Source organism: Streptomyces sp. NPDC005574 (assembly GCF_040605435.1).
In the GTDB taxonomy this organism is placed as follows: Bacteria; Actinomycetota; Actinomycetes; order Streptomycetales; family Streptomycetaceae; genus Streptomyces.
The window spans coordinates 136498-155475 of sequence record NZ_JBEXCW010000007.1 but is presented as its reverse complement, the minus strand read 5'-3'; the positions used below and the strand labels follow the sequence as shown (position 1 = coordinate 155475).

General features: G+C 71.8%; 12 protein-coding genes and 1 pseudogene. 10 read left to right on the top strand and 3 right to left on the bottom strand.

From position 1 onward, the window contains the following. Nucleotides 1–401 precede the first annotated feature (401 nt). A pseudogene (locus ABZT03_RS07920) lies at nucleotides 402–1133 on the top strand (site-specific integrase); the annotation flags it as partial. 20 nt (nucleotides 1134–1153) lie between these two features. Here ABZT03_RS07920 and ABZT03_RS07915 read toward each other — a convergent pair. Further along, complete coding sequence (locus ABZT03_RS07915) at nucleotides 1154–2377, bottom strand: CAP domain-containing protein (RefSeq protein WP_356035055.1); 1224 nt, start codon at nucleotides 2375–2377, stop codon at nucleotides 1154–1156. A 169-nt stretch (nucleotides 2378–2546) separates the two neighbouring features. On the opposite strand from ABZT03_RS07915, the gene ABZT03_RS07910 reads away from it, so the two are divergent. From ABZT03_RS07910 to ABZT03_RS07895, 4 genes are all read left to right on the top strand, one after another. Next, nucleotides 2547–2828, top strand: a complete 282-nt coding sequence (locus ABZT03_RS07910; protein WP_356035052.1) for an acylphosphatase — start codon at nucleotides 2547–2549, stop codon at nucleotides 2826–2828. A 381-nt stretch (nucleotides 2829–3209) separates the two neighbouring features. Next, the gene (locus tag ABZT03_RS07905) at nucleotides 3210–3413 is read left to right on the top strand and encodes a hypothetical protein (RefSeq protein WP_053747983.1); all 204 of its coding nucleotides are present in this window, start codon (nucleotides 3210–3212) and stop codon (nucleotides 3411–3413) included. A 216-nt stretch (nucleotides 3414–3629) separates the two neighbouring features. Further along, complete coding sequence (gene smc, locus ABZT03_RS07900) at nucleotides 3630–7184, top strand: chromosome segregation protein SMC (protein WP_356035048.1); 3555 nt, start codon at nucleotides 3630–3632, stop codon at nucleotides 7182–7184. A 238-nt stretch (nucleotides 7185–7422) separates the two neighbouring features. Further along, nucleotides 7423–8844, top strand: coding sequence for a sugar porter family MFS transporter (locus tag ABZT03_RS07895; RefSeq protein WP_356035045.1), 1422 nt, complete (start codon nucleotides 7423–7425; stop codon nucleotides 8842–8844). 88 nt (nucleotides 8845–8932) lie between these two features. Here ABZT03_RS07895 and ABZT03_RS07890 read toward each other — a convergent pair whose 3' ends face one another. Then, nucleotides 8933–9904, bottom strand: a complete 972-nt coding sequence (locus ABZT03_RS07890; RefSeq protein ID WP_356035042.1) for an LLM class flavin-dependent oxidoreductase — start codon at nucleotides 9902–9904, stop codon at nucleotides 8933–8935. A gap of 420 nt (nucleotides 9905–10324) precedes the next feature. Between ABZT03_RS07890 and ftsY the strand changes: the two genes are divergently transcribed. After that, nucleotides 10325–11536: a signal recognition particle-docking protein FtsY gene (gene ftsY / locus ABZT03_RS07885; protein ID WP_356035039.1), complete on the top strand. Its 1212-nt coding sequence runs from the start codon at nucleotides 10325–10327 to the stop codon at nucleotides 11534–11536. A 223-nt stretch (nucleotides 11537–11759) separates the two neighbouring features. On the opposite strand, the gene ABZT03_RS07880 is transcribed toward ftsY, so the two are convergent. Then, nucleotides 11760–12416, bottom strand: coding sequence for a bifunctional DNA primase/polymerase (locus ABZT03_RS07880; RefSeq protein WP_356035038.1), 657 nt, complete (start codon nucleotides 12414–12416; stop codon nucleotides 11760–11762). A gap of 433 nt (nucleotides 12417–12849) precedes the next feature. Here ABZT03_RS07880 and ABZT03_RS07875 point away from each other — a divergent pair, with 433 nt between their 5' ends. From ABZT03_RS07875 to ABZT03_RS07860, 4 genes are all read left to right on the top strand, one after another. Next, complete coding sequence (locus tag ABZT03_RS07875; RefSeq protein ID WP_356035035.1) at nucleotides 12850–14373, top strand: hypothetical protein; 1524 nt, start codon at nucleotides 12850–12852, stop codon at nucleotides 14371–14373. Nucleotides 14374–14688: 315 nt separating this feature from the next. Beyond that, nucleotides 14689–16029, top strand: coding sequence for an ammonium transporter (locus tag ABZT03_RS07870; protein ID WP_356035033.1), 1341 nt, complete (start codon nucleotides 14689–14691; stop codon nucleotides 16027–16029). Next, entirely contained in the window at nucleotides 16026–16364 is a 339-nt protein-coding gene (locus tag ABZT03_RS07865) for a P-II family nitrogen regulator (RefSeq protein ID WP_003997576.1), read from the top strand. Before ABZT03_RS07870 ends, ABZT03_RS07865 begins: the two co-directional genes overlap by 4 nt. Nucleotides 16365–16406: 42 nt before the next feature. Beyond that, a complete protein-coding gene (locus tag ABZT03_RS07860) occupies nucleotides 16407–18857 on the top strand; it encodes a [protein-PII] uridylyltransferase (RefSeq protein WP_356035029.1) in 2451 nt (816 codons plus the stop codon). Nucleotides 18858–18978: the final 121 nt, after the last annotated feature.

Sequence of the window (18978 nt, the reverse complement as noted above, 5' to 3'; positions counted from 1 at the left end):
CGCCTGACCAGCTCAGCCACACACCTACCCCAGCTCCCATCCCGTCCGCCGTCGACCCACACACCGTGGAGCGGGCGTGGTTCAGGGCGTCAAGGTGGAGCGCGCCACTGTACGAACGACCTTGACGCCCTGGGCCGCGTCTGCTCGGCTCTGCCTGGGTCGACGGTGGACGGGATGGGAGCCCACCACGCTTGCCACGATGTGCCCGCGGCCCGGAACGGCGCCCCCTCCATCCCGGTGCCGGCCGATCCCCCGCCGGAGGCATCGTCTGTGACCGTGGGTCGAAGTCGTCGGCTGCTCGACTCATGACCTCCGGGCCTATCCACATGTGGGCGGGCGTCGGCGCAGCCGGGAGCCCGCCCGGCGGAGCGAAGCGCAGCCGGGGAAGCAGCTTCGCCGCCCCCTGCAGGGCCCGGTCGGTGCGGGCTCCTCGTCTCGAACCTCGCAAGGTCAAGCCCTGGCCCGCCGAGCGAGTGATGCGAGTGCGTGCGGCCCTGCCGGTGAGCTACCAGGCTCTCGTGAACGTCGCCGCCGGATGCGGGCTGCGACAGGGGGAGGTCTTCGGCTTGGCCGTGGAAGACGTGGACTTCCTCGGTGGGGTGATGCACGTGGTCCGGCAGGTCAAGCTGGTGCAACGTCACCGGGCGGTGTTCGCTCCGCCCAAGGGAGGCAAGGAACGTGACATGCCTCTACCCGAGTCGGTGGCCTTCGCGTTGGCTGCGCATCTGAAGCGTCACCCGGCCGTGAAGGTCACCTTGCCGCGGAAGACGCTCGACGGTCCTCCGGTAACGGCATCGCTGATCTTCACCGGCTCCATGGGCCTGGCCCTCGATCGCAACCGCTTCAACGATCGTGTGTGGTGGCCGGCGCTTCGGGCTGCGGGCGTGGAGACCGGGCGGGACAACGGCATGCACGCGCTGAGGCACTTCTATGCCTCGGTGCTCCTGGACGCGGGGGAGAGCATCAAAGCTCTCAGCGAATACCTGGGGCACCATGACCCCGGCTTCACCCTGCGCACGTACACGCACCTGATGCCGTCCAGCGGGACCCGGACCCGGGCCGCCGTGGATCACGTCTTCGCGGACGAGGACCCCACGGGCGACGGCCCGGACACGGCCCGGGGGAGTTCCTAGCCCTCTGACCTGCGGTTATCTCAGTAGCCGAAGTCCTGCGTCCACCAGGGGCCGCCCGACCCGAAGTGCACGCCGACGCCCAGCGTCTTGAAGTCGCAGTTCAGGATGTTCGCCTTGTGGCCGGGGCTGTCCATCCAGGCTTCCATCACCGCGGCCGCGTCGGCCTGGCCCCGGGCTATGTTCTCGCCGCCGAGGCCGGAGATCCCGGCCTTCTCGGCGCGGTCCCAGGGGGTGGCCCCGCTGGGGTCGGTGTGGTCGAAGAAGCCCTCGGCGGCCATGGCGTCGCTGAAGTCCGTCGCCAGACCCGACAGCGCGCTGTTGGCGGACAGGGCGCTGCAGCCCACCTTCGCCCGCTCCTCGTTGACGAGTGCGAGCACCTCGGCGCCGGCCTGGGACTGCGCCGACACCGTCACCGGGGCGCTGGGCTGCTTGGGAACCTTGGTGGCCGCCGCCGGAGGCGTGGCCTTGGCCTTCTTGCCCGGGGTCGTCTTCGGCTTCTTCGCCGGCTTCTTGGTCGGCGCGGCGGCCGACGCCGAGGCCGACGGAGCCGAGGCGGACTGCGTCGGGGAGGTGGCCCGCTGGGCGTCGCGGCTCGTCGCCGAACCGTCGTCGCGGCTGCCGGTGTCGGTGCCGCCCGCGTCGCCGGAGGTGCCGCCCTGCTCGGTGGCGCTGTTGGTGGGGGAGTCCGCGGCCTGGACCTTCTCGCCGCTGGAGGTGGTCCCGCCGAGCTTGTAGTTGTCGAGACCGGGCACGGCGCCGGTGGCGACCGCGACCGTGCCGAGCGCCACCGCGGCGGACACCCCGAGCAGGCCGGTGCGGACCGGCGTCACGGTCCTGCGCTTGCGGCGGTGCGAGCGGCCGCGCCGGGAGCCGCCGGGGGCGAAGCCCTCGTCGGGGAAGACCGTGGCGAAGTCGTCGTCCGTGGCGAAGAGGTAGGCGGCGCTCCGGGCGGACGCCTCGACGTGCACCTCGTCGGTCACGGCGTAGGGCTCGGCGAGCACCTCGGTGTCCGCGACGGGCTCCTCGACGGGGACGCCGGCGTTCAGGTAGGGCGCGATGCCCATGGTGCCGCGGTCGGCCGTGTACGCGCCCCGCTGCCGGGGGACGTAGGGGCTCTCCGTGCGGTCGAAGCTGTAGGAGTCCAGCGGATCGTGGCTGCCTGTGTACGCGTCGCGCGTCTGCGTGACCCCTGTGGCGCGGCCCGTGGCGGCGCGGCCGGCGTCGGAGCGTCGGTGGCGTCCCATGTCCTTGCCTTTCTCATCCTCGGCGGTCGACGCGTCCCCCCGGTCAACCAAACTCACGAAACTCACACGATCAAGTGAGTTTCGTATGAGATTCACTGGGTGGGGACGGTACCGCATGACGCAAGGGGAGGAAGTGTCCGGAGGGACATTGTCCGGTTAGGTTGCACCCATGAGCGAGGACGTACGGCTGGTGGCCTGGGTGCGCGGACGCGTGCAGGGCGTGGGTTTCCGCTGGTTCACGCGGGCCAAGGCCCTGGAGATCGGCAGCCTGAGTGGCTTTGCTCTCAATCTGGACGACGGAAGGGTCCAGGTGGTCGCCGAGGGCCCCCGGCCGGGTTGTGAAGGTCTCCTCGGCTGGCTCCAGGGCAGCGACACGCCCGGCCGCGTGGACGGCGTCACCGAGATCTGGGACACACCTCGCGGGGGCTACGAGGGCTTCGCCATCCGCTGAGACCCTCGGCCGGGATGCCTGCACGGGGGCCGGCAGGAGGTCTCCAGGCACCCGCGTTCAGCGGGAAGTGCCTGGTGGTTGCCGAGAATCGCTTGCGCCGGGGAACGCCGCACGCCAAGATGATCGCCACGCCCCCAGGGCCCGTTCGCGTAGCAGCGCCGCCGGTATCCGGCCGCGCGCCCAGGGTCGCCCGCCGATACGGGGTGTGATCGTGTTGACCGTCAAACTTTTTGGTGAGACGCTGAAAGCACCCCGCGCACCTTAGCTGTTTGGCATGGATGAACGGCAAACCCGAACTCAAAAGTGTCAATCACCGCGGGTGCGAATCCCTCACGACCCACACCGCTTCGGTCGGTCACTCAGTGTGGAGGACCATCCATCATGGCAAAGGCGCTTCTCGGTTACGTCGGCGGCTCCGACCCTCGACTCCTCGCCGAGATGCGACGGCTCCAGCAGCGCGTACAGGATCTGGAATCCGAGCTCGTACGGATCCAGGCCGAGAACGACACGCTCGCGGCTGCCGCTTCTCACGACAGGATCATGGAGAGCATCGACGCACACCAGGCGGAGCCCGCGCTCACCTGATCACTGCATCGCTCACGACAGCTCACGCAGTGGTTGTGCGGCCTGTCTCAACCGCTTAAGTTGTCAGTTTTGCAAAGGGACGCTTCGGCGTCCCTTCTTTTCTTTCTTTCCCCCGCAAGCCTTTCACTCTCTTAACGTTTGGTGTGCCCTCCGCGTTCACACGTGAAACCGCGGGTTCATGGAGTGAGACACCCCCGAAAGGTAGAGTCCGGCGGCGTGCACCTCAAGGCCCTGACCCTGCGCGGGTTCAAGTCGTTCGCCTCGGCGACCACGCTCCGGTTCGAACCCGGCATCACGTGCGTGGTCGGGCCGAACGGCTCGGGCAAGTCCAACGTGGTGGACGCGCTCAGCTGGGTGATGGGCGAACAGGGCGCCAAGTCGCTGCGCGGCGGCAAGATGGAGGACGTCATCTTCGCCGGCACCACCGGCCGCCCCCCGCTGGGCCGCGCCGAGGTGTCCCTGACCATCGACAACTCCGACGGGGCGCTGCCCATCGAGTACGCCGAGGTCACCATCACGCGGATCATGTTCCGCAACGGCGGCAGCGAGTACCAGCTCAACGGCGACACCTGCCGGCTGCTCGACATCCAGGAGCTCCTCTCCGACTCCGGCATCGGCCGGGAGATGCACGTCATCGTCGGACAGGGCCAGCTCGACTCCGTCCTGCACGCCGACCCGATGGGCCGCCGCGCCTTCATCGAGGAGGCCGCCGGCGTCCTCAAGCACCGCAAGCGCAAGGAGAAGGCGCTGCGGAAGCTGGACGCGATGAAGGCCAACCTCGCGCGCGTGCAGGACCTGACCGACGAACTGCGGCGCCAGCTCAAGCCGCTGGGCCGGCAGGCCGCGGTCGCCCGCCGGGCCGCGGTCATCCAGGCCGACTACCGCGACGCGCGCCTGCGGCTGCTGGCCGACGACCTGGTCCGGCTGCGTGAGGCGCTCACCGCCGAGATCGCCGACGAGGCCGCCCTCAAGGACCGCAAGGAGACCGCCGAACGCGAGCTGAGGCAGGCCCTCCAGCGCGAGGCGCTCCTGGAGGACGAGGTACGGCAGCTCACCCCGCGTCTCCAGCACGCCCAGCAGACCTGGTACGAGCTCTCGCAGCTCGCCGAACGGGTCCGCGGCACGGTCTCGCTGGCCGACGCGCGGGTCAAGAGCGCCACCTCCGCGCCCCCCGAGGACCGGCGTGGCCGCGACCCCGAGGACATGGAGCGCGAGGCCGCTCGGATCCGCGAGCAGGAGGCCGAGCTCGAAGCGGCCCTGGAGGCGGCCGAACGGGCGCTGGAGGACACCGTCGCCCACCGCGCCGACCTGGAGCGCGAACTGACCCACGAGGAGCGCCGCCTCAAGGACGTCGCCCGTACCATCGCCGACCGGCGCGAGGGCCTGGCCAGGCTCAACGGCCAGGTCAACGCGGCCCGTTCGCGCGCCGCCTCCGCCCAGGCCGAGATCGACCGGCTGGCCACCGCCCGCGACGAGGCCCGGGAGCGGGCCGTCACCGCGCAGGAGGAGTACGAGGCGCTGAAGGCGGAGGTCGACGGCCTCGACGCCGGCGACCAGGAACTCGCCGACCGGCACGAGACGGCGAAGGCGGCCCTGGCCGAGGCGGAGGCCGCTCTGACGGCGGCCCGCGAGGCGGCCACCGCGGCCGAGCGCAGGCGCGCCGCGACCCAGGCCCGCCGCGAGGCCCTCGCCCTGGGGCTGCGCCGCAAGGACGGCACCGGCGCGCTGCTCGGCGCGCGGGACCGGCTCGCCGGCCTGCTGGGCCCCGCCGCCGGACTGCTGAGCGTGACCCCCGGCCACGAGGTCGCCCTCGCCGCCGCGTTCGGCGCCGCCGCGGACGCCCTGGCGGTGACCACGCCGGCCGCCGCCGCCGACGCGATCCGCCTGCTGCGCAAGCAGGACGCGGGACGCGCGGCACTCCTGCTGAGCGGCGCCCCCGACGACGTACCGCAGGAGCCGCGGGGCGACGGGCCGCCGTACGCAGCCGAACTCGTGCGCGGTCCCGCGGAACTGATGCCCGCCGTACGGCGGCTGCTGCGCGGGATCGTCGTGGTCGGCACCCTGGAGGACGCCGAGGACCTGGTGTACGCGCGGCCCGGGCTGACCGCGGTGACCGCCGAGGGCGACCTGCTGGGCGCGCACTTCGCCCACGGCGGGTCCGCCGGGGCGCCCAGCCTGCTGGAGGTGCAGGCGTCCGTGGACGAGGCGGCCGCCGAGCTGGAGGAGCTGGCCGTGCGCTGCGAGGAGTTGACCGCGGCGCAGCACGCGGCCGGCGAGCGGCGCCGGGAGGGCGCCGCGCTGGTCGAGGAGCTGGGGGAGCGGCGGCGGGCCGCGGACCGGGAGAAGTCGGCCGTCGCCCAGCGGCTCGGCGGGCTCGCCGGCCAGGCGCGGGGGGCGGCCGGTGAGGCCGAACGGACCACCGCGGCGGCCGTCCGCGCCCAGGACGCGCTCGACCGGGCCGTGGAGGAGGCCGAGGAGCTCGCCGAACGCCTCGCCGTGGCCGAGGAGTTGCCCGTCGAGGAGGAGCCCGACACGTCGGTGCGCGACCGGCTCGCCGCCGACGGAGCCAACGCGCGGCAGACCGAGATGGAGGCGCGCCTCCAGGTGCGTACGCACGAGGAGCGGGTCAAGGGGCTCGCCGGACGGGCCGAGTCGCTCGACCGGGCGGCGCGGGCGGAACGTGAGGCACGCGCCCGCGCGGAACAGCGGCGGGCCCGGCTGCGGCACGAGGCGGCCGTGGCGGCGGCCGTCGGCTCCGGTGCGCGCCAGGTGCTCGCGCACGTCGAGGTGTCGCTCGGCCGGGCGCAGCGGGAGCGGGCCGCGGCGGAGGCGGCCAAGGCGCGCCGCGAGCAGGAACTGACCGCCGCGCGCGGCACGGGACGCGACCTCAAGGCCGAGCTCGACAAGTTGACTGATTCGGTTCACCGGGGCGAGGTACTCGGTGCCGAGAAGCGGCTGCGGATCGAGCAGCTGGAGACCAAGGCGCTGGAGGAACTCGGTGTCGAACCGGCGGGGCTCGTGGCGGAGTACGGCCCCCGCCAACTGGTGCCGCCCTCGCCCCCCGCCGAGGGCGAGGAGCTGCCGGAGGACCCCGAGCACCCGCGCAACCAGCCCCGGCCGTTCGTCCGGGCGGAGCAGGAGAAGCGGCTCAAGTCGGCCGAACGGGCGTATCAGCAGCTCGGAAAGGTCAATCCGCTGGCCCTGGAGGAGTTCGCGGCGCTGGAGGAGCGTCACCAGTTCCTCAGTGAGCAGTTGGAGGACCTGAAGAAGACCCGCGCCGACCTGCTGCAGGTCGTCAAGGAGGTCGACGAGCGCGTCGAGCAGGTCTTCACCGAGGCCTACCGGGACACCGCCAGGGAGTTCGAGGGCGTCTTCGGCCGGCTGTTCCCGGGCGGCGACGGACGGCTCGTGCTGACCGATCCCGACAACATGCTCACCACGGGTGTGGACGTCGAGGCGCGGCCGCCGGGCAAGAAGGTCAAGCGGCTGTCGCTGCTGTCGGGAGGTGAACGGTCGCTGACGGCCGTCGCACTGCTGGTGTCGATCTTCAAGGCGCGGCCCAGCCCGTTCTACGTCATGGACGAGGTCGAGGCGGCGCTGGACGACACCAACCTGCAGCGGCTGATCCGGATCATGCAGGAACTGCAGGAGGCCTCGCAGCTGATCGTGATCACGCACCAGAAGCGCACGATGGAGGTCGCCGATGCGTTGTACGGCGTGTCCATGCAGGGCGACGGTGTGTCGAAGGTCATCTCCCAGCGTCTCCGCTAGGTGCGTGCGGTCTACACCGATCCCGACCTGCATCTTCTGTCGACCTTCAAGTGTTGAACACGAACGGTCCACACCACCTGTGCAGGTTCGCATGATCCCCCGTATTGACTTCGAAACTTGAAGGCATAGTCTCTCCAGCGTTGCTTTTACCTTCAGGTGGTGGGCGGCGGTACGACGTGCACCACTGGGAGGGCCGACCCCCACACCGGCAGCGTTGCCGGTGGCCCGAGGAGTACACGTGACCAGCACAGCGAAGGCACCCCAGCCGTCAGGAGCCGCGACGGCTCATCCCGAGCATCTCGGGCACGTCATCTTCATCGCGGCGGCGGCCGCGATGGGCGGGTTCCTCTTCGGCTACGACAGCTCGGTGATCAACGGCGCCGTCGAGGCCATCCGCAGCCGCTACGACGTCGGCTCCGCGGCGCTGGCCCAGGTCATCGCCGTAGCCCTGATCGGCTGCGCCATCGGCGCCGCGACCGCCGGCCGGATAGCCGACCGCATCGGCCGCATCCGGTGCATGCAGATCTCGGCCGTCCTCTTCACGGTCAGCGCGGTCGGTTCGGCGCTGCCCTTCGCCCTGTGGGACCTCGCCTTCTGGCGCATCGTCGGCGGCTTCGCCATCGGCATGGCCTCGGTCATCGGCCCGGCCTACATCGCGGAGGTCGCCCCTCCGGCCTACCGCGGCCGCCTCGGCTCCTTCCAGCAGGCGGCGATCGTCATCGGCATCGCCATCTCGCAGCTGGTCAACTGGGGTCTGCTGAACGCCGCCGGCGGCGACCAGCGCGGTGAGCTCATGGGCCTGGAGGCCTGGCAGGTCATGCTCGGCGTCATGGTCGTCCCGGCCGTCCTCTACGGCCTGCTCTCCTTCGCGATCCCCGAGTCCCCCCGCTTCCTGATCTCCGTGGGCAAGCGCGACCGGGCCCGGCAGATCCTCGACGAGGTCGAGGGCGACAGTGTCAACCTCGACGCCCGCGTCGCCGAGATCGAGCACGCGATGAAGAGCGAGCACAAGTCGAGCTTCAAGGACCTGCTCGGCGGCTCCTTCTTCTTCAAGCCGATCGTCTGGGTGGGCATCGGCCTGTCGGTCTTCCAGCAGTTCGTCGGCATCAACGTCGCGTTCTACTACTCCTCGACGCTGTGGCAGTCGGTCGGCGTCGACCCGACGGACTCGTTCCTGTACTCCTTCACCACGTCGATCATCAACATCGTCGGCACGGTGATCGCGATGATCTTCGTCGACCGTGTCGGCCGCAAGCCGCTCGCGCTCATCGGCTCCGTCGGCATGGTGATCGGTCTCGGCCTGGAGGCCTGGGCCTTCTCCTACGACCTGGTCGACGGCAAGCTGCCGGCCACACAGGGCTGGGTCGCCCTGGTCGCCGCCCACGTGTTCGTCCTGTTCTTCGCCCTGTCCTGGGGTGTCGTCGTCTGGGTCTTCCTCGGCGAGATGTTCCCCAACCGGATCCGGGCCGCCGCCCTGGGCGTCGCCGCCTCCGCGCAGTGGATCGCCAACTGGGCCATCACCGCGAGCTTCCCGTCGCTGGCCGACTGGAACCTGTCCGCGACCTACGTGATCTACACGTTCTTCGCCGCGCTCTCCATCCCGTTCGTCCTCAAGTTCGTCAAGGAGACGAAGGGCAAGACGCTGGAGGAGATGGGCTGAGCCAACCCGCGAGGCTCCCACGACTCGAGGAGCGGGGCCAAGCCCCCGCCGCCCGCTCCTCGGCACCCGTAAGACCTGCTGCCCCGGCTCACCCGTCGAGCCGGGGCAGCACGTCCTCGCAGAACAGCCGCAGGCTGCGCCACCCCTCCTCCACCGGCATCCCGCCCGCCAGCGGATGCAGTACGAGGTTGTCCAGGCCCTGGGTCACGTACGCGTCCGGCGTGAGGATGCGGTAGACGCCCTCCGCGCGCAGCTCCTCCACTGTGGTGGCCGCCGACCTCACCGCCGACCGGATGTCCCCGGACTGCCAGGAGGCGTAGGTCCGCGCCTCGTGCAGGAAGTGCTCGCCGTAGCGCGCCCAGGCCCGGTCCGGGTCCTCGGCGACGTGCAGCAGGGGCGTCTCGGCGGCGGGCATCATCGTCCAGCCCTCGGTGCCGTACTCGACGAGCCGCTCCCGGTAGTAGGCCTCCAGCTCCGGCAGGTACGCGCTGGGGAAGAAGGGCAGGCCCAGCCGGGCGGCCCGGCGGGCGGCGGCCTTCGAGGAGCCGCCGACCAGCAGCAGCGGGTGCGGATCGGTGAACGGCCGCGGGGTGACCCGTACCGTACGGCCCCGGTACTCGAACTCCTCGCCGGTCCACGCCTTCAGCACGGTCTCAAGCAGCTCGTCCTGGAGCCTGCCGCGCCGCTTCCACTCCACGTCGAACAGCGTGTACTCCTCGGGCCGGTACCCGATCCCGGCGACCGTCACCAGCCGCCCGCCGCTGAGCAGGTCCAGTACCGCGATGTCCTCGGCCAGCCGCAGCGGGTCGTGCAGCGGGCCGATGATCGCCGACACGGTGACCGCGAGGTGCCGGGTGGCGCCGAACACCGCTCCGGCGAACGCGAACGGCGACGGCAGCCAGTTGTTCCCGACCCCGTGGTGCTCCTCGGTCTGCACGGTGGTGACCCCGTGCTCGTCGGCGTACGCGGCCATCTCCAGGGCGGCCCGGTAGCGGGCGCCGAGCGAGGCGGGGGTGGCGTCGGGCTCGACCAGGTTGAACCGTACGACCGTGACGGGCATGGGCAGTCCCCTTCGCCGGGCGGATGGCGTTCCGGTGGAGGGGGACGGTAGCTGACGGCACGTCAGACATCCAGAGCCGGCGGTGACGGGTGTACGGCGGCCCGCTCCCGGTGATCCGTCCAGTGCGGCCCGTTGCGCCAAGGGATGTCCCGCAATTCCCGGTGGATCAGCGCGCGGCGCCGGATGCGGCGCATCGTGAGGCGGAGGGTCGTCCGCGTAGTCCGCGTAGTCCGCGTACCGGGCGTATTCGGGCGATCCGGCAACGCGGCGAGGGGCCGTAGCTGTCGTCGCGCGCCCGCCGGGAATTGCGGGACAGCCCTAAGGGCCCGCCCACCGCCCCCTGGCCGCCCGTCCCGTTCGCCGAGCCCCCGCGCGGGCAACCGGGGAGCGGGCGGGGGGTCACGCCATACTGGAGCTGTTATGGAAACCGTCATCCTTGCTGTAGTCATCGCCGTGGTCGTGCTCGGTGCGCTCGGAGGGCTGGTCGTCGGCAGCCGGCGCCGGAAGCCGCTGCCACCGCCGCCCCCCACCGCGCCCGACATCACCGCCCCTCCGGCCGAGCCGCACCTCGGCGACGAGGCCGAGACGCCGCGCGACGAACCGCGCCGGACGATAGAGGAGGTCGATCTTCCGGACGGCTCGGCCCCCACCGCCGTCGACGAGCCGCTCGCCGTCCCCGAACTCGAAGTCCCCGCGATCGAGGTGCCCGAGCCGACGGCCGGACGCCTCATCCGCCTGCGGACCAGGCTCTCCCGGTCCCAGAACGCCCTCGGCAAGGGACTGCTCACGCTCCTGTCGCGCGAACACCTCGACGAGGACACCTGGGAGGAGATCGAGGAGACCCTGCTCACCGCCGACGTCGGCGTGCTGCCCACCCAGGAACTGGTCGAGGGCCTGCGCGAGCGCGTGCGGGTGCTCGGCACGCGGACCCCGGACGAGCTGCGCGCGCTGCTGCGCGACGAGCTGCTCAAGCTGGTCCGCACCGACGTCGACCGCACGGTCCGCACCGAGCCCGAGACGAGCAGGCCCGGCATCGTGATGGTCGTCGGCGTCAACGGCACCGGCAAGACCACGACCACCGGCAAGCTCGCCCGCGTCCTGGTGGCCGACGGCCGCAGCGTCGTCCTCGGCGCCGCCGACACCTTCCGGGCCGCCGCCGCCGACCAGCTCCAGACCTGGGGCGAGCGGGTCGGCGCCCACACCGTGCGCGGACCGGAGGGCGGCGACCCCGCCTCCGTCGCCTTCGACGCGGTCAAGGAGGGCAAGGAGATGGGCGCCGACGTGGTGCTCATCGACACCGCGGGCCGGCTGCACACCAAGACCGGCCTCATGGACGAGCTCGGCAAGGTCAAGCGCGTGGTCGAGAAGCACGCCCCGCTCGACGAGGTGCTGCTCGTCCTGGACGCGACGACGGGACAGAACGGTCTGGTGCAGGCGCGGGTCTTCGCCGAGGTCGTGAACATCACCGGCATCGTGCTCACCAAGCTGGACGGCACGGCGAAGGGCGGCATCGTGGTCGCGGTCCAGCGCGAGCTGGGCGTACCGGTCAAGCTGATCGGCCTCGGCGAGGGCGCCGACGACCTGGCGCCGTTCGAGCCGGAGGCCTTCGTTGACGCCCTTATCGGCGACTGAGGGCTGTCCGAACCCCTCTCGGCGGCGTACCGGAAGCATCACGGCAGCCGACGCGCCGCAGGAGCTGGACGCACCGCAGGCGCCGGAGGCATCGCAGGAACGGAACAAACCGCAGGCGCGAGTCAGGAACGAAGAAGCGCCCGCCCCCGACACTCGGTCGGGGACGGGCGCTTCGCCGTGTCGGCCGCTCGGCCGTCCGGTCTTCGCCCTGCCGCTCGCCGGCCTACGCGCGTGAGCGGTGCGCCACGTACGCGAGCGTGCCCAGCAGCAGGCGGGCGGCCGGCGGCTTCGCCGAGGCGTCCAGGGCGGGGGAGCGCAGCCAGCGCACCGGGCCGAGGCCCCCGCGGTCGGAGGGCGGGGCCGTGACGGACGTACCCGGGCCGAGACCGCGCAGGTCGAGGGAGCACGGGTCGTCCCAGCCCATGCGGTAGAGCAGGTCGGAGAGTCCGGCGGCGGCGCCGGGGGCGACGAAGAACTGGGCCCGGCCCTCCGGGGTCACCGTCACCGGCCCCAGGGGCAGGCCCATCCGCTCCAGCCGGACCAGCGCGCGGCGCCCGGCGGGCTCGGCGACCTCGATCACGTCGAAGGCCCGGCCGACCGGCAGCATCACCGAGGCGCCGGGGAACTCCCCCCAGATCCGGGTCACTTCGTCGAGAGTGGCGCCCGCCCCGACCTGCGGTGCGAAGGCGAGCGGGTGGGCGCCCGGCGCGGGGCAGTCGGCGTGTCCGCAGGAGCAGGCGCCCGCGGCGGCCCGCGCTCCCGGCGCGACGTCCCAGCCCCACAGTCCGGTGAACTCGGCGACGGTGGTGCACTCCGAGGAGCGGCCGCGCCGACGCGAGCCGGAGCGGATCTCCCGAATACCGCCGATCGTGAAGTCCATGCCCCCTCCAACGGGTCCAGCGCACCGACGGTTACGCGGTGAACCCGATCCATGACTCTCCGTCACGTCTTCCGGTTCGCGCGGCGCCCGGGCGTGTCCCGGGTGGTGCACCCGGCCGTACGCGCCCCTGAGTGCACCGCTCCGCCGACTCTCGTTCGTCCTATGTCAAGTGAATCGTGCGCGGGCAACCGTTAGTTCATTCGAAGGGGTGGCGAATGGTGGCGTTTACGCGTTCGCCATGGCTGGACGGGTGATCGTGGGATTACTGTGAGTGCACGAGTCCTGGGGGCACATGCGCTCGTGGGTATGCCGGAGGCAAGGCGGCTTCCCGTTCGAAGGGTGACAACCACCGTACGGACGGCGGTATTTACCGGCATTCTGATAGGGCTTGGCGCACTCAGCGACAAGTGGTCTCAGGGATGGGGGCGTTCCAGTGGGCGGCAACGGCGGAAGCGGGACAGGCGCTGGAAACGCTGTGCAGGCTGACAAGCGCCCCAACGAACTGCTCTCCTCGTGGTTCGTGCGCAGCGGCTGGTCCAAAGGCGAGCTGGCCCGCCAAGTCAACCGCCGGGCCCGGCAGTTGGGCGCCAACCACATCTCCACGGACACCTCCCGAGTCCGCCGCTGGCTGGACGGCGAGAACCCGCGCGAACCGATCCCGAGGATCCTGTCCGAGCTGTTCTCCGAGCGGTTCGGCTGTGTGGTCTCCGTCGAGGATCTCGGGCTGCGCGCCACCCGTCAGTCCCCGTCCGTCTCCGGCGTCGACCTGCCCTGGACGGGCCCGCAGACGGTGGCCCTGCTCAGCGAGTTCTCACGCAGCGACCTGATGCTGGCGCGGCGCGGCTTCCTCGGATCCTCGCTGGTCCTGTCCGCGGGCCCGTCCCTCATCGAGCCGATGCAGCGCTGGCTGGTGCCCGCGCAGACGCCACCGAGGCTTCCGGCCGACCCGGGGTCCGCCCCGCAGCAGGACCCCGAGGTGTCGGCCGCGAGCCGCCGGGCCGGCCGGCTGTCCCGGCCCGAGCTGGAGCTCCTGGAGTCCACGACCGTCATGTTCCGCCAGTGGGACGCCCAGTGTGGCGGCGGCCTGCGCCGCAAGGCGGTCGTCGGCCAGTTGCACGAGGTGACCGACCTCCTCCAGGAACCGCAGCCCGAGCACACCACCCGCACGCTGTTCAAGGTCGCCGCCGAACTGGCCGAGCTGGCCGGCTGGATGTCGTACGACGTGGGGCTGCAGCCCACCGCGCAGAAGTACTTCGTCCTCGCCCTGCACGCGGCCAAGGAGGCCGGCGACAAGCCGCTCGGCTCGTACGTCCTGTCCAGCATGAGCCGCCAGATGATCCACCTCGGGCGCCCCGACGACGCGCTGGAACTCATCCACCTCGCCCAGTACGGCAGCCGGGACTGCGCGAGTCCGCGCACCCAGTCCATGCTGTATGCGATGGAGGCGCGGGCGTACGCCAACATGGGGCAGCCCGGCAAGTGCAAGAGGGCGGTCCGGATGGCCGAGGACGTCTTCGCCGACGCCGACGACTGGGACGAGCCGGACCCCGACTGGATCCGCTTCTTCTCCGAGGCCGAGCTGTACGGCGAGAACTCCCACTCCTACCGCGACCTGGCCTACGTCGCCGGCCGCAGCCCCACCTACGCCTCCCTGGCCGAACCCCTCATGCAGCGTGCGGTGGACCTCTTCGCCGACGACGACGAGCACCAGCGGTCGTACGCACTGAACCTGATCGGCATGGCCACCGTCCACCTGCTGCGCCGCGAGCCAGAAGAGAGCACGGTGCTCGCGGGGAAGGCCATGCGGATCGCCAAGAAGGTGCGCTCCGAGCGGGTCAACACCCGTATCCGAAAAACGGTCGACACGGCCGTACGCGATTTCGGGGACCTCGCGGAGGTCGTGGACCTCACCGACACGCTCGCCGCAGAGCTGCCGGAGACCGCCGAAGCGGTCTGATCCCCCCTGATCCCCGGCCGCGGCCGGCCCTCCCGAACAGCCCGACTCGGCTCCCCCATGCCAGGTCGTCGGAGAGCCGTCCGCGGCCGGTTTGCGTCCCCGTCCGAAGGTTGCGCCACGATAACGATCCACTCGGCGGACATCAGGCAGTTCATCGACGCGTAACGCACGGGGCGCCTTCGTCACGGCGGCGAAACAACGAGGGGCGTCCGCCGAAACCGCGCTGCGTCAATCTCATGGCGCATAACCGGCCCACCCCTCAAATCCGCTCAGGCTTCGCCCGCACGGGGCCGTACCAACGACGAGGAGACGCCGATGGCCCCAGCCATCACGCTAGCCGCAGAGGCACCCAAGCTCTCTGCCGCCAACACGGGCTTCATGCTCATCTGTTCCGCCCTGGTGCTGATCATGACCCCGGGCCTCGCCTTCTTCTACGGAGGCATGGTCCGCGTCAAGAGCACGCTCAACATGCTGATGATGAGCTTCATCAGCATCGGCATCGTCACCATCCTCTGGGTGCTGTACGGCTTCTCCATGGCCTTCGGTACGGACTCCGGCGGCTTCATCGGCTGGACGTCCGACTGGGTGGGGCTCAGCCACATCGGCCTGACGGACCTGTGGCCCGGATACACCATCCCGATCTTCGTCTTCATGGTCTTCCAGATGATGTTCGCCATCATCACGCCCGCCCTGATAAGCGGTGCCCTCGCGGACCGCGTGAAGTTCACGGCCTGGGCACTGTTCGTCGCGCTGTGGGCCACGGTCGTCTACTTCCCGGTCGCGCACTGGGTCTGGGGCGCCGGCGGCTGGGCCTTCGAACTCGGCGTGATCGACTTCGCCGGTGGTACGGCGGTCCACATCAACGCGGGTGCCGCGGCGCTCGGCGTGATCCTGGTCATCGGCAAGCGGGTCGGCTTCAAGAAGGACCCGATGCGCCCGCACAGCCTCCCGCTGGTCATGCTCGGCTCCGGTCTCCTGTGGTTCGGCTGGTTCGGATTCAACGCCGGCTCCTGGCTCGGCAACGACGACGGCGTCGGCGCGCTGATGTTCGTCAACACGCAGGTCGCCACCGCCGCCGCCATGCTGGCCTGGCTCGTCTACGAGAAGATCCGCCACGGCGCGTTCACCACGCTGGGCGCCGCCTCCGGTGCCGTCGCCGGCCTGGTCGCCATCACCCCCTCGGGTGGTGCGGTCTCCCCGCTCGGCGCGATCGCCGTCGGTGCGATCGCCGGTCTGCTGTGCGCCATGGCCGTCGGCCTGAAGTACCGGTTCGGCTACGACGACTCCCTCGACGTGGTCGGCGTCCACATGGTCGGCGGAGTCATCGGCTCCCTGCTGATCGGCCTCTTCGCCAGCGGCAAGGGCCAGTCCACCGTCGAGGGCCTCTTCTACGGCGGCGGTCTGACCCAGTTCTGGAAGCAGTGCGCCGGCGTCTTCGCGGTCCTCGGCTACTCGCTGGTCGTCTCCGCGATCCTCGCCTTCCTGATCGACAAGACGATCGGCATGCGGGTCCCCGAGGACGACGAGGTGGCCGGTATCGACCAGGCCGAGCACGCCGAGACCGCATACGACTTCAGCGGCGCCGGCGGCGGCGCCGTACGGACCGCGGGTCCCGCCCCGGTCGCCGACGCCGCGAGCAAGAAGGTGGACGCATGAAGCTCATCACCGCCGTCGTGAAGCCGCACCGGCTCGACGAGATCAAGGAGGCCCTGCAGGCCTTCGGGGTCCACGGCCTGACGGTCACCGAAGCGAGCGGCTACGGTCGTCAGCGGGGCCACACCGAGGTCTACCGCGGTGCCGAGTACACGGTCGACCTGGTCCCCAAGATCCGCATCGAGGTGCTGGCCGAGGACGACGACGCCGAGCAGTTGATCGACGTCATCGTCAAGGCGGCCAGGACCGGCAAGATCGGTGACGGCAAGGTCTGGTCCCTGCCGGTCGAGACGGCCGTCCGGGTGCGGACCGGTGAGCGCGGCCCGGACGCGCTCTAAGAGCCGGAAAGCGTGCAACGGAAGAACGACAGGAGTCGCTGGGTGACGAGTACGCACGTGAGCAAGGAAGCAGAGGACTCGGGACCCAGCGGCTATGCGGCGGCCCGGCTGCGCCTCCTCCAGGAGGGGGCGCGGTCCGGGCCGCCGCGCCGTGCGGCCCTCAGCGAACTGACCGACGACTGGCTCTCCGGCCTCTTCGAGGCGGCCACACAGGGACTGCGCGGCGCCTCCCTCGTCGCCGTCGGCGGCTACGGCCGCGGCGAGCTGTCCCCGCGCAGCGACCTGGACCTGCTCCTGCTGCACGACGGCAGCGACTCCGCCGCGATCGCCGCCCTCGCCGACCGCCTCTGGTACCCCGTGTGGGACCTCGGGCTCGCCCTCGACCACTCGGTCCGCACCCCGGCCGAGGCCCGGAAGACGGCCGGTGAGGACCTCAAGGTCCAGCTCGGCCTGCTCGACGCCCGCCACCTCGCCGGCGACCTCGGCCTCACCGCCGGACTGCGCACCACCGTCCTCGCCGACTGGCGCAACCAGGCCCCCAAACGCCTGCCCGAACTCCACGAACTGTGCACCGAGCGCGCCGAACGCCAGGGCGAACTCCAGTACCTCCTGGAGCCCGACCTCAAGGAGGCCCGCGGCGGCCTCCGCGACGCCACCGCCCTGCGCGCGGTCGCCGCCTCCTGGCTGGCCGACGCCCCGCGCGAGGGCCTCGACGACGCCCGGCGCCGCCTGCTCGACGTCCGCGACGCGCTGCACCTGGCGACCGGCCGGGCCACCGACCGGCTCGCCCTCCAGGAACAGGACCAGGTGGCCGACGAGCTCGGCCTCCTCGACGCCGACACCCTCCTGCGGCAGGTCTACGAAGCGGCCCGCGTCATCTCGTACGCCAGCGACGTCACCTGGCGCGAGGTCGAGCGGGTGCTGCGCTCCCGCGCCGTACGGCCGCGGCTGCGCGCCATGCTCGGCGGCGGCAAACCGGTCGCCGAACGCTCCCCGCTGGCCGAGGGCGTGGTGGAACAGGACGGCGAGGTGGTGCTCGCCCGGGCCGCCCGCCCCGAACGCGACCCCGTGCTCCCGCTGCGTGCCGCTGCCGCCGCCGCCCAGGCCGGCCTCCCGCTCTCCCTGCACGCCGTCCGGCGCCTCGCGGCCACCGTGCGCCCGCTGCCCACGCCCTGGCCGGCCGAGGCCCGCGAGCAGCTCGTCACCCTGCTGGGCTCCGGCACCCCGACCATCGAGGTCTGGGAGGCGCTGGAGGCCGAGGGCCTGATCACCCAGCTGCTGCCCGACTGGGAGCGGGTGCGCTGCCGCCCGCAGCGCAACGCGGTGCACATCTGGACCGTCGACCGGCACCTCATCGAGACCGCCGTGCGCGCCTCCGAGTTCGCCCGCCGCGTCAGCCGCCCCGACCTGCTCCTGGTGGCCGCGCTGCTGCACGACATCGGCAAGGGCTGGCCCGGCGACCACTCCGTGGCCGGGGAGATCATCGCCAAGGACGTGGCCGCCCGCATCGGCTTCGACCGCACGGACGTGGCCGTCCTCGCCACCCTCGTACGGCATCACCTGCTGCTCGTCGAGACGGCCACCCGGCGCGATCTGGAGGACCCGGCCACCGTGCGCTCGGTCGCCGAGGCCGTCGGCACCCAGAGCACCCTGGAGCTGCTGCACGCGCTGACCGAGGCGGACGCCCTGGCCACCGGGCCCGCCGCCTGGTCGTCCTGGCGCGGTTCCCTCGTCACCGACCTGGTCAAGCGGGTCGCCGCGGTCCTCGCCGGGGACGCCCCCGAGGAACCCGAGGCCCTCGCTCCCACCGCCGAGCAGGAACGACTCGCCATCGAGGCGGTCGCCACCGGCAGCCCCGTCCTGTCGCTGCGCGCCCAGACCGAGCCGCCGCCCACCGAGGAGCAGCCCGCCGGCGACCCCGAGCCGCTCGGTGTGGAACTGCTCATCGCCGTACCGGACCAGGCCGGCGTGCTGCCCGCGGTGGCGGGCGTCCTCGCCGTGCACCGGCTGACCGTGCGCACCGCGGAGCTGCGCGCCCTCGACCTCCCGGACGGCGTGGAGGGTTCGGTCCTGCTGCTGAACTGGCGGGTCGCCGCCGAGTACGGCTCGCTGCCCCAGGCCGCCCGGCTGCGCGCCGATCTCGTCCGCGCGCTGGACGGCTCGCTGGACATCACGGGCCGGCTCGCCGAACGGGACGCGGCCTATCCGCGCCGCCGGGGAGTCGTGGCGCCCCCGCCCCGGGTGACGGTCGCGCCGGCCGCCTCCCGGCTCGCGACGGTGATCGAGGTCCGCGCGCACGACGCCCCCGGTCTGCTGCACCGGATCGGACGTGCCCTGGAGGACGCGAAGGTACGCGTGCGCAGCATGCACGTCTCGACGCTCGGCGCCAACGCCGTGGACGCCTTCTACGTGACCGGCCCCGAGGGCGCACCGCTCCCCGGCGAGGAAGCGGCCTCGCTGACCCGCAGGCTGGAGGAGACACTGCGGGGGTGAGGGCGGGGCGCGGCGGGGGGACACGGACGCGTCCGCCGGGGGCGGTTGCGGCCTGTGCCGGCCGGCGGCTGTGACCTTCGCCCCGGGCGGGCGGCTGTGACCTCGCCCCCGGGCGGGCGCC

Excerpts from the sequence above, each read along its gene's own strand:
- ftsY (WP_356035039.1), top strand. The coding sequence starts at position 10,325 with ATGGAAACCGTCATCCTTGCTGTAGTCATCGCCGTGGTCGTGCTCGGT.
- ABZT03_RS07910 (WP_356035052.1), top strand. The coding sequence starts at position 2,547 with ATGAGCGAGGACGTACGGCTGGTGGCCTGGGTGCGCGGACGCGTGCAG.
- ABZT03_RS07880 (WP_356035038.1), bottom strand. The coding sequence starts at position 12,416 with ATGGACTTCACGATCGGCGGTATTCGGGAGATCCGCTCCGGCTCGCGT.
- ABZT03_RS07915 (WP_356035055.1), bottom strand. The coding sequence starts at position 2,377 with ATGGGACGCCACCGACGCTCCGACGCCGGCCGCGCCGCCACGGGCCGC.
- ABZT03_RS07870 (WP_356035033.1), top strand. The coding sequence starts at position 14,689 with ATGGCCCCAGCCATCACGCTAGCCGCAGAGGCACCCAAGCTCTCTGCC.
- ABZT03_RS07890 (WP_356035042.1), bottom strand. The coding sequence starts at position 9,904 with ATGCCCGTCACGGTCGTACGGTTCAACCTGGTCGAGCCCGACGCCACC.
- ABZT03_RS07865 (WP_003997576.1), top strand. The coding sequence starts at position 16,026 with ATGAAGCTCATCACCGCCGTCGTGAAGCCGCACCGGCTCGACGAGATC.
- ABZT03_RS07905 (WP_053747983.1), top strand. The coding sequence starts at position 3,210 with ATGGCAAAGGCGCTTCTCGGTTACGTCGGCGGCTCCGACCCTCGACTC.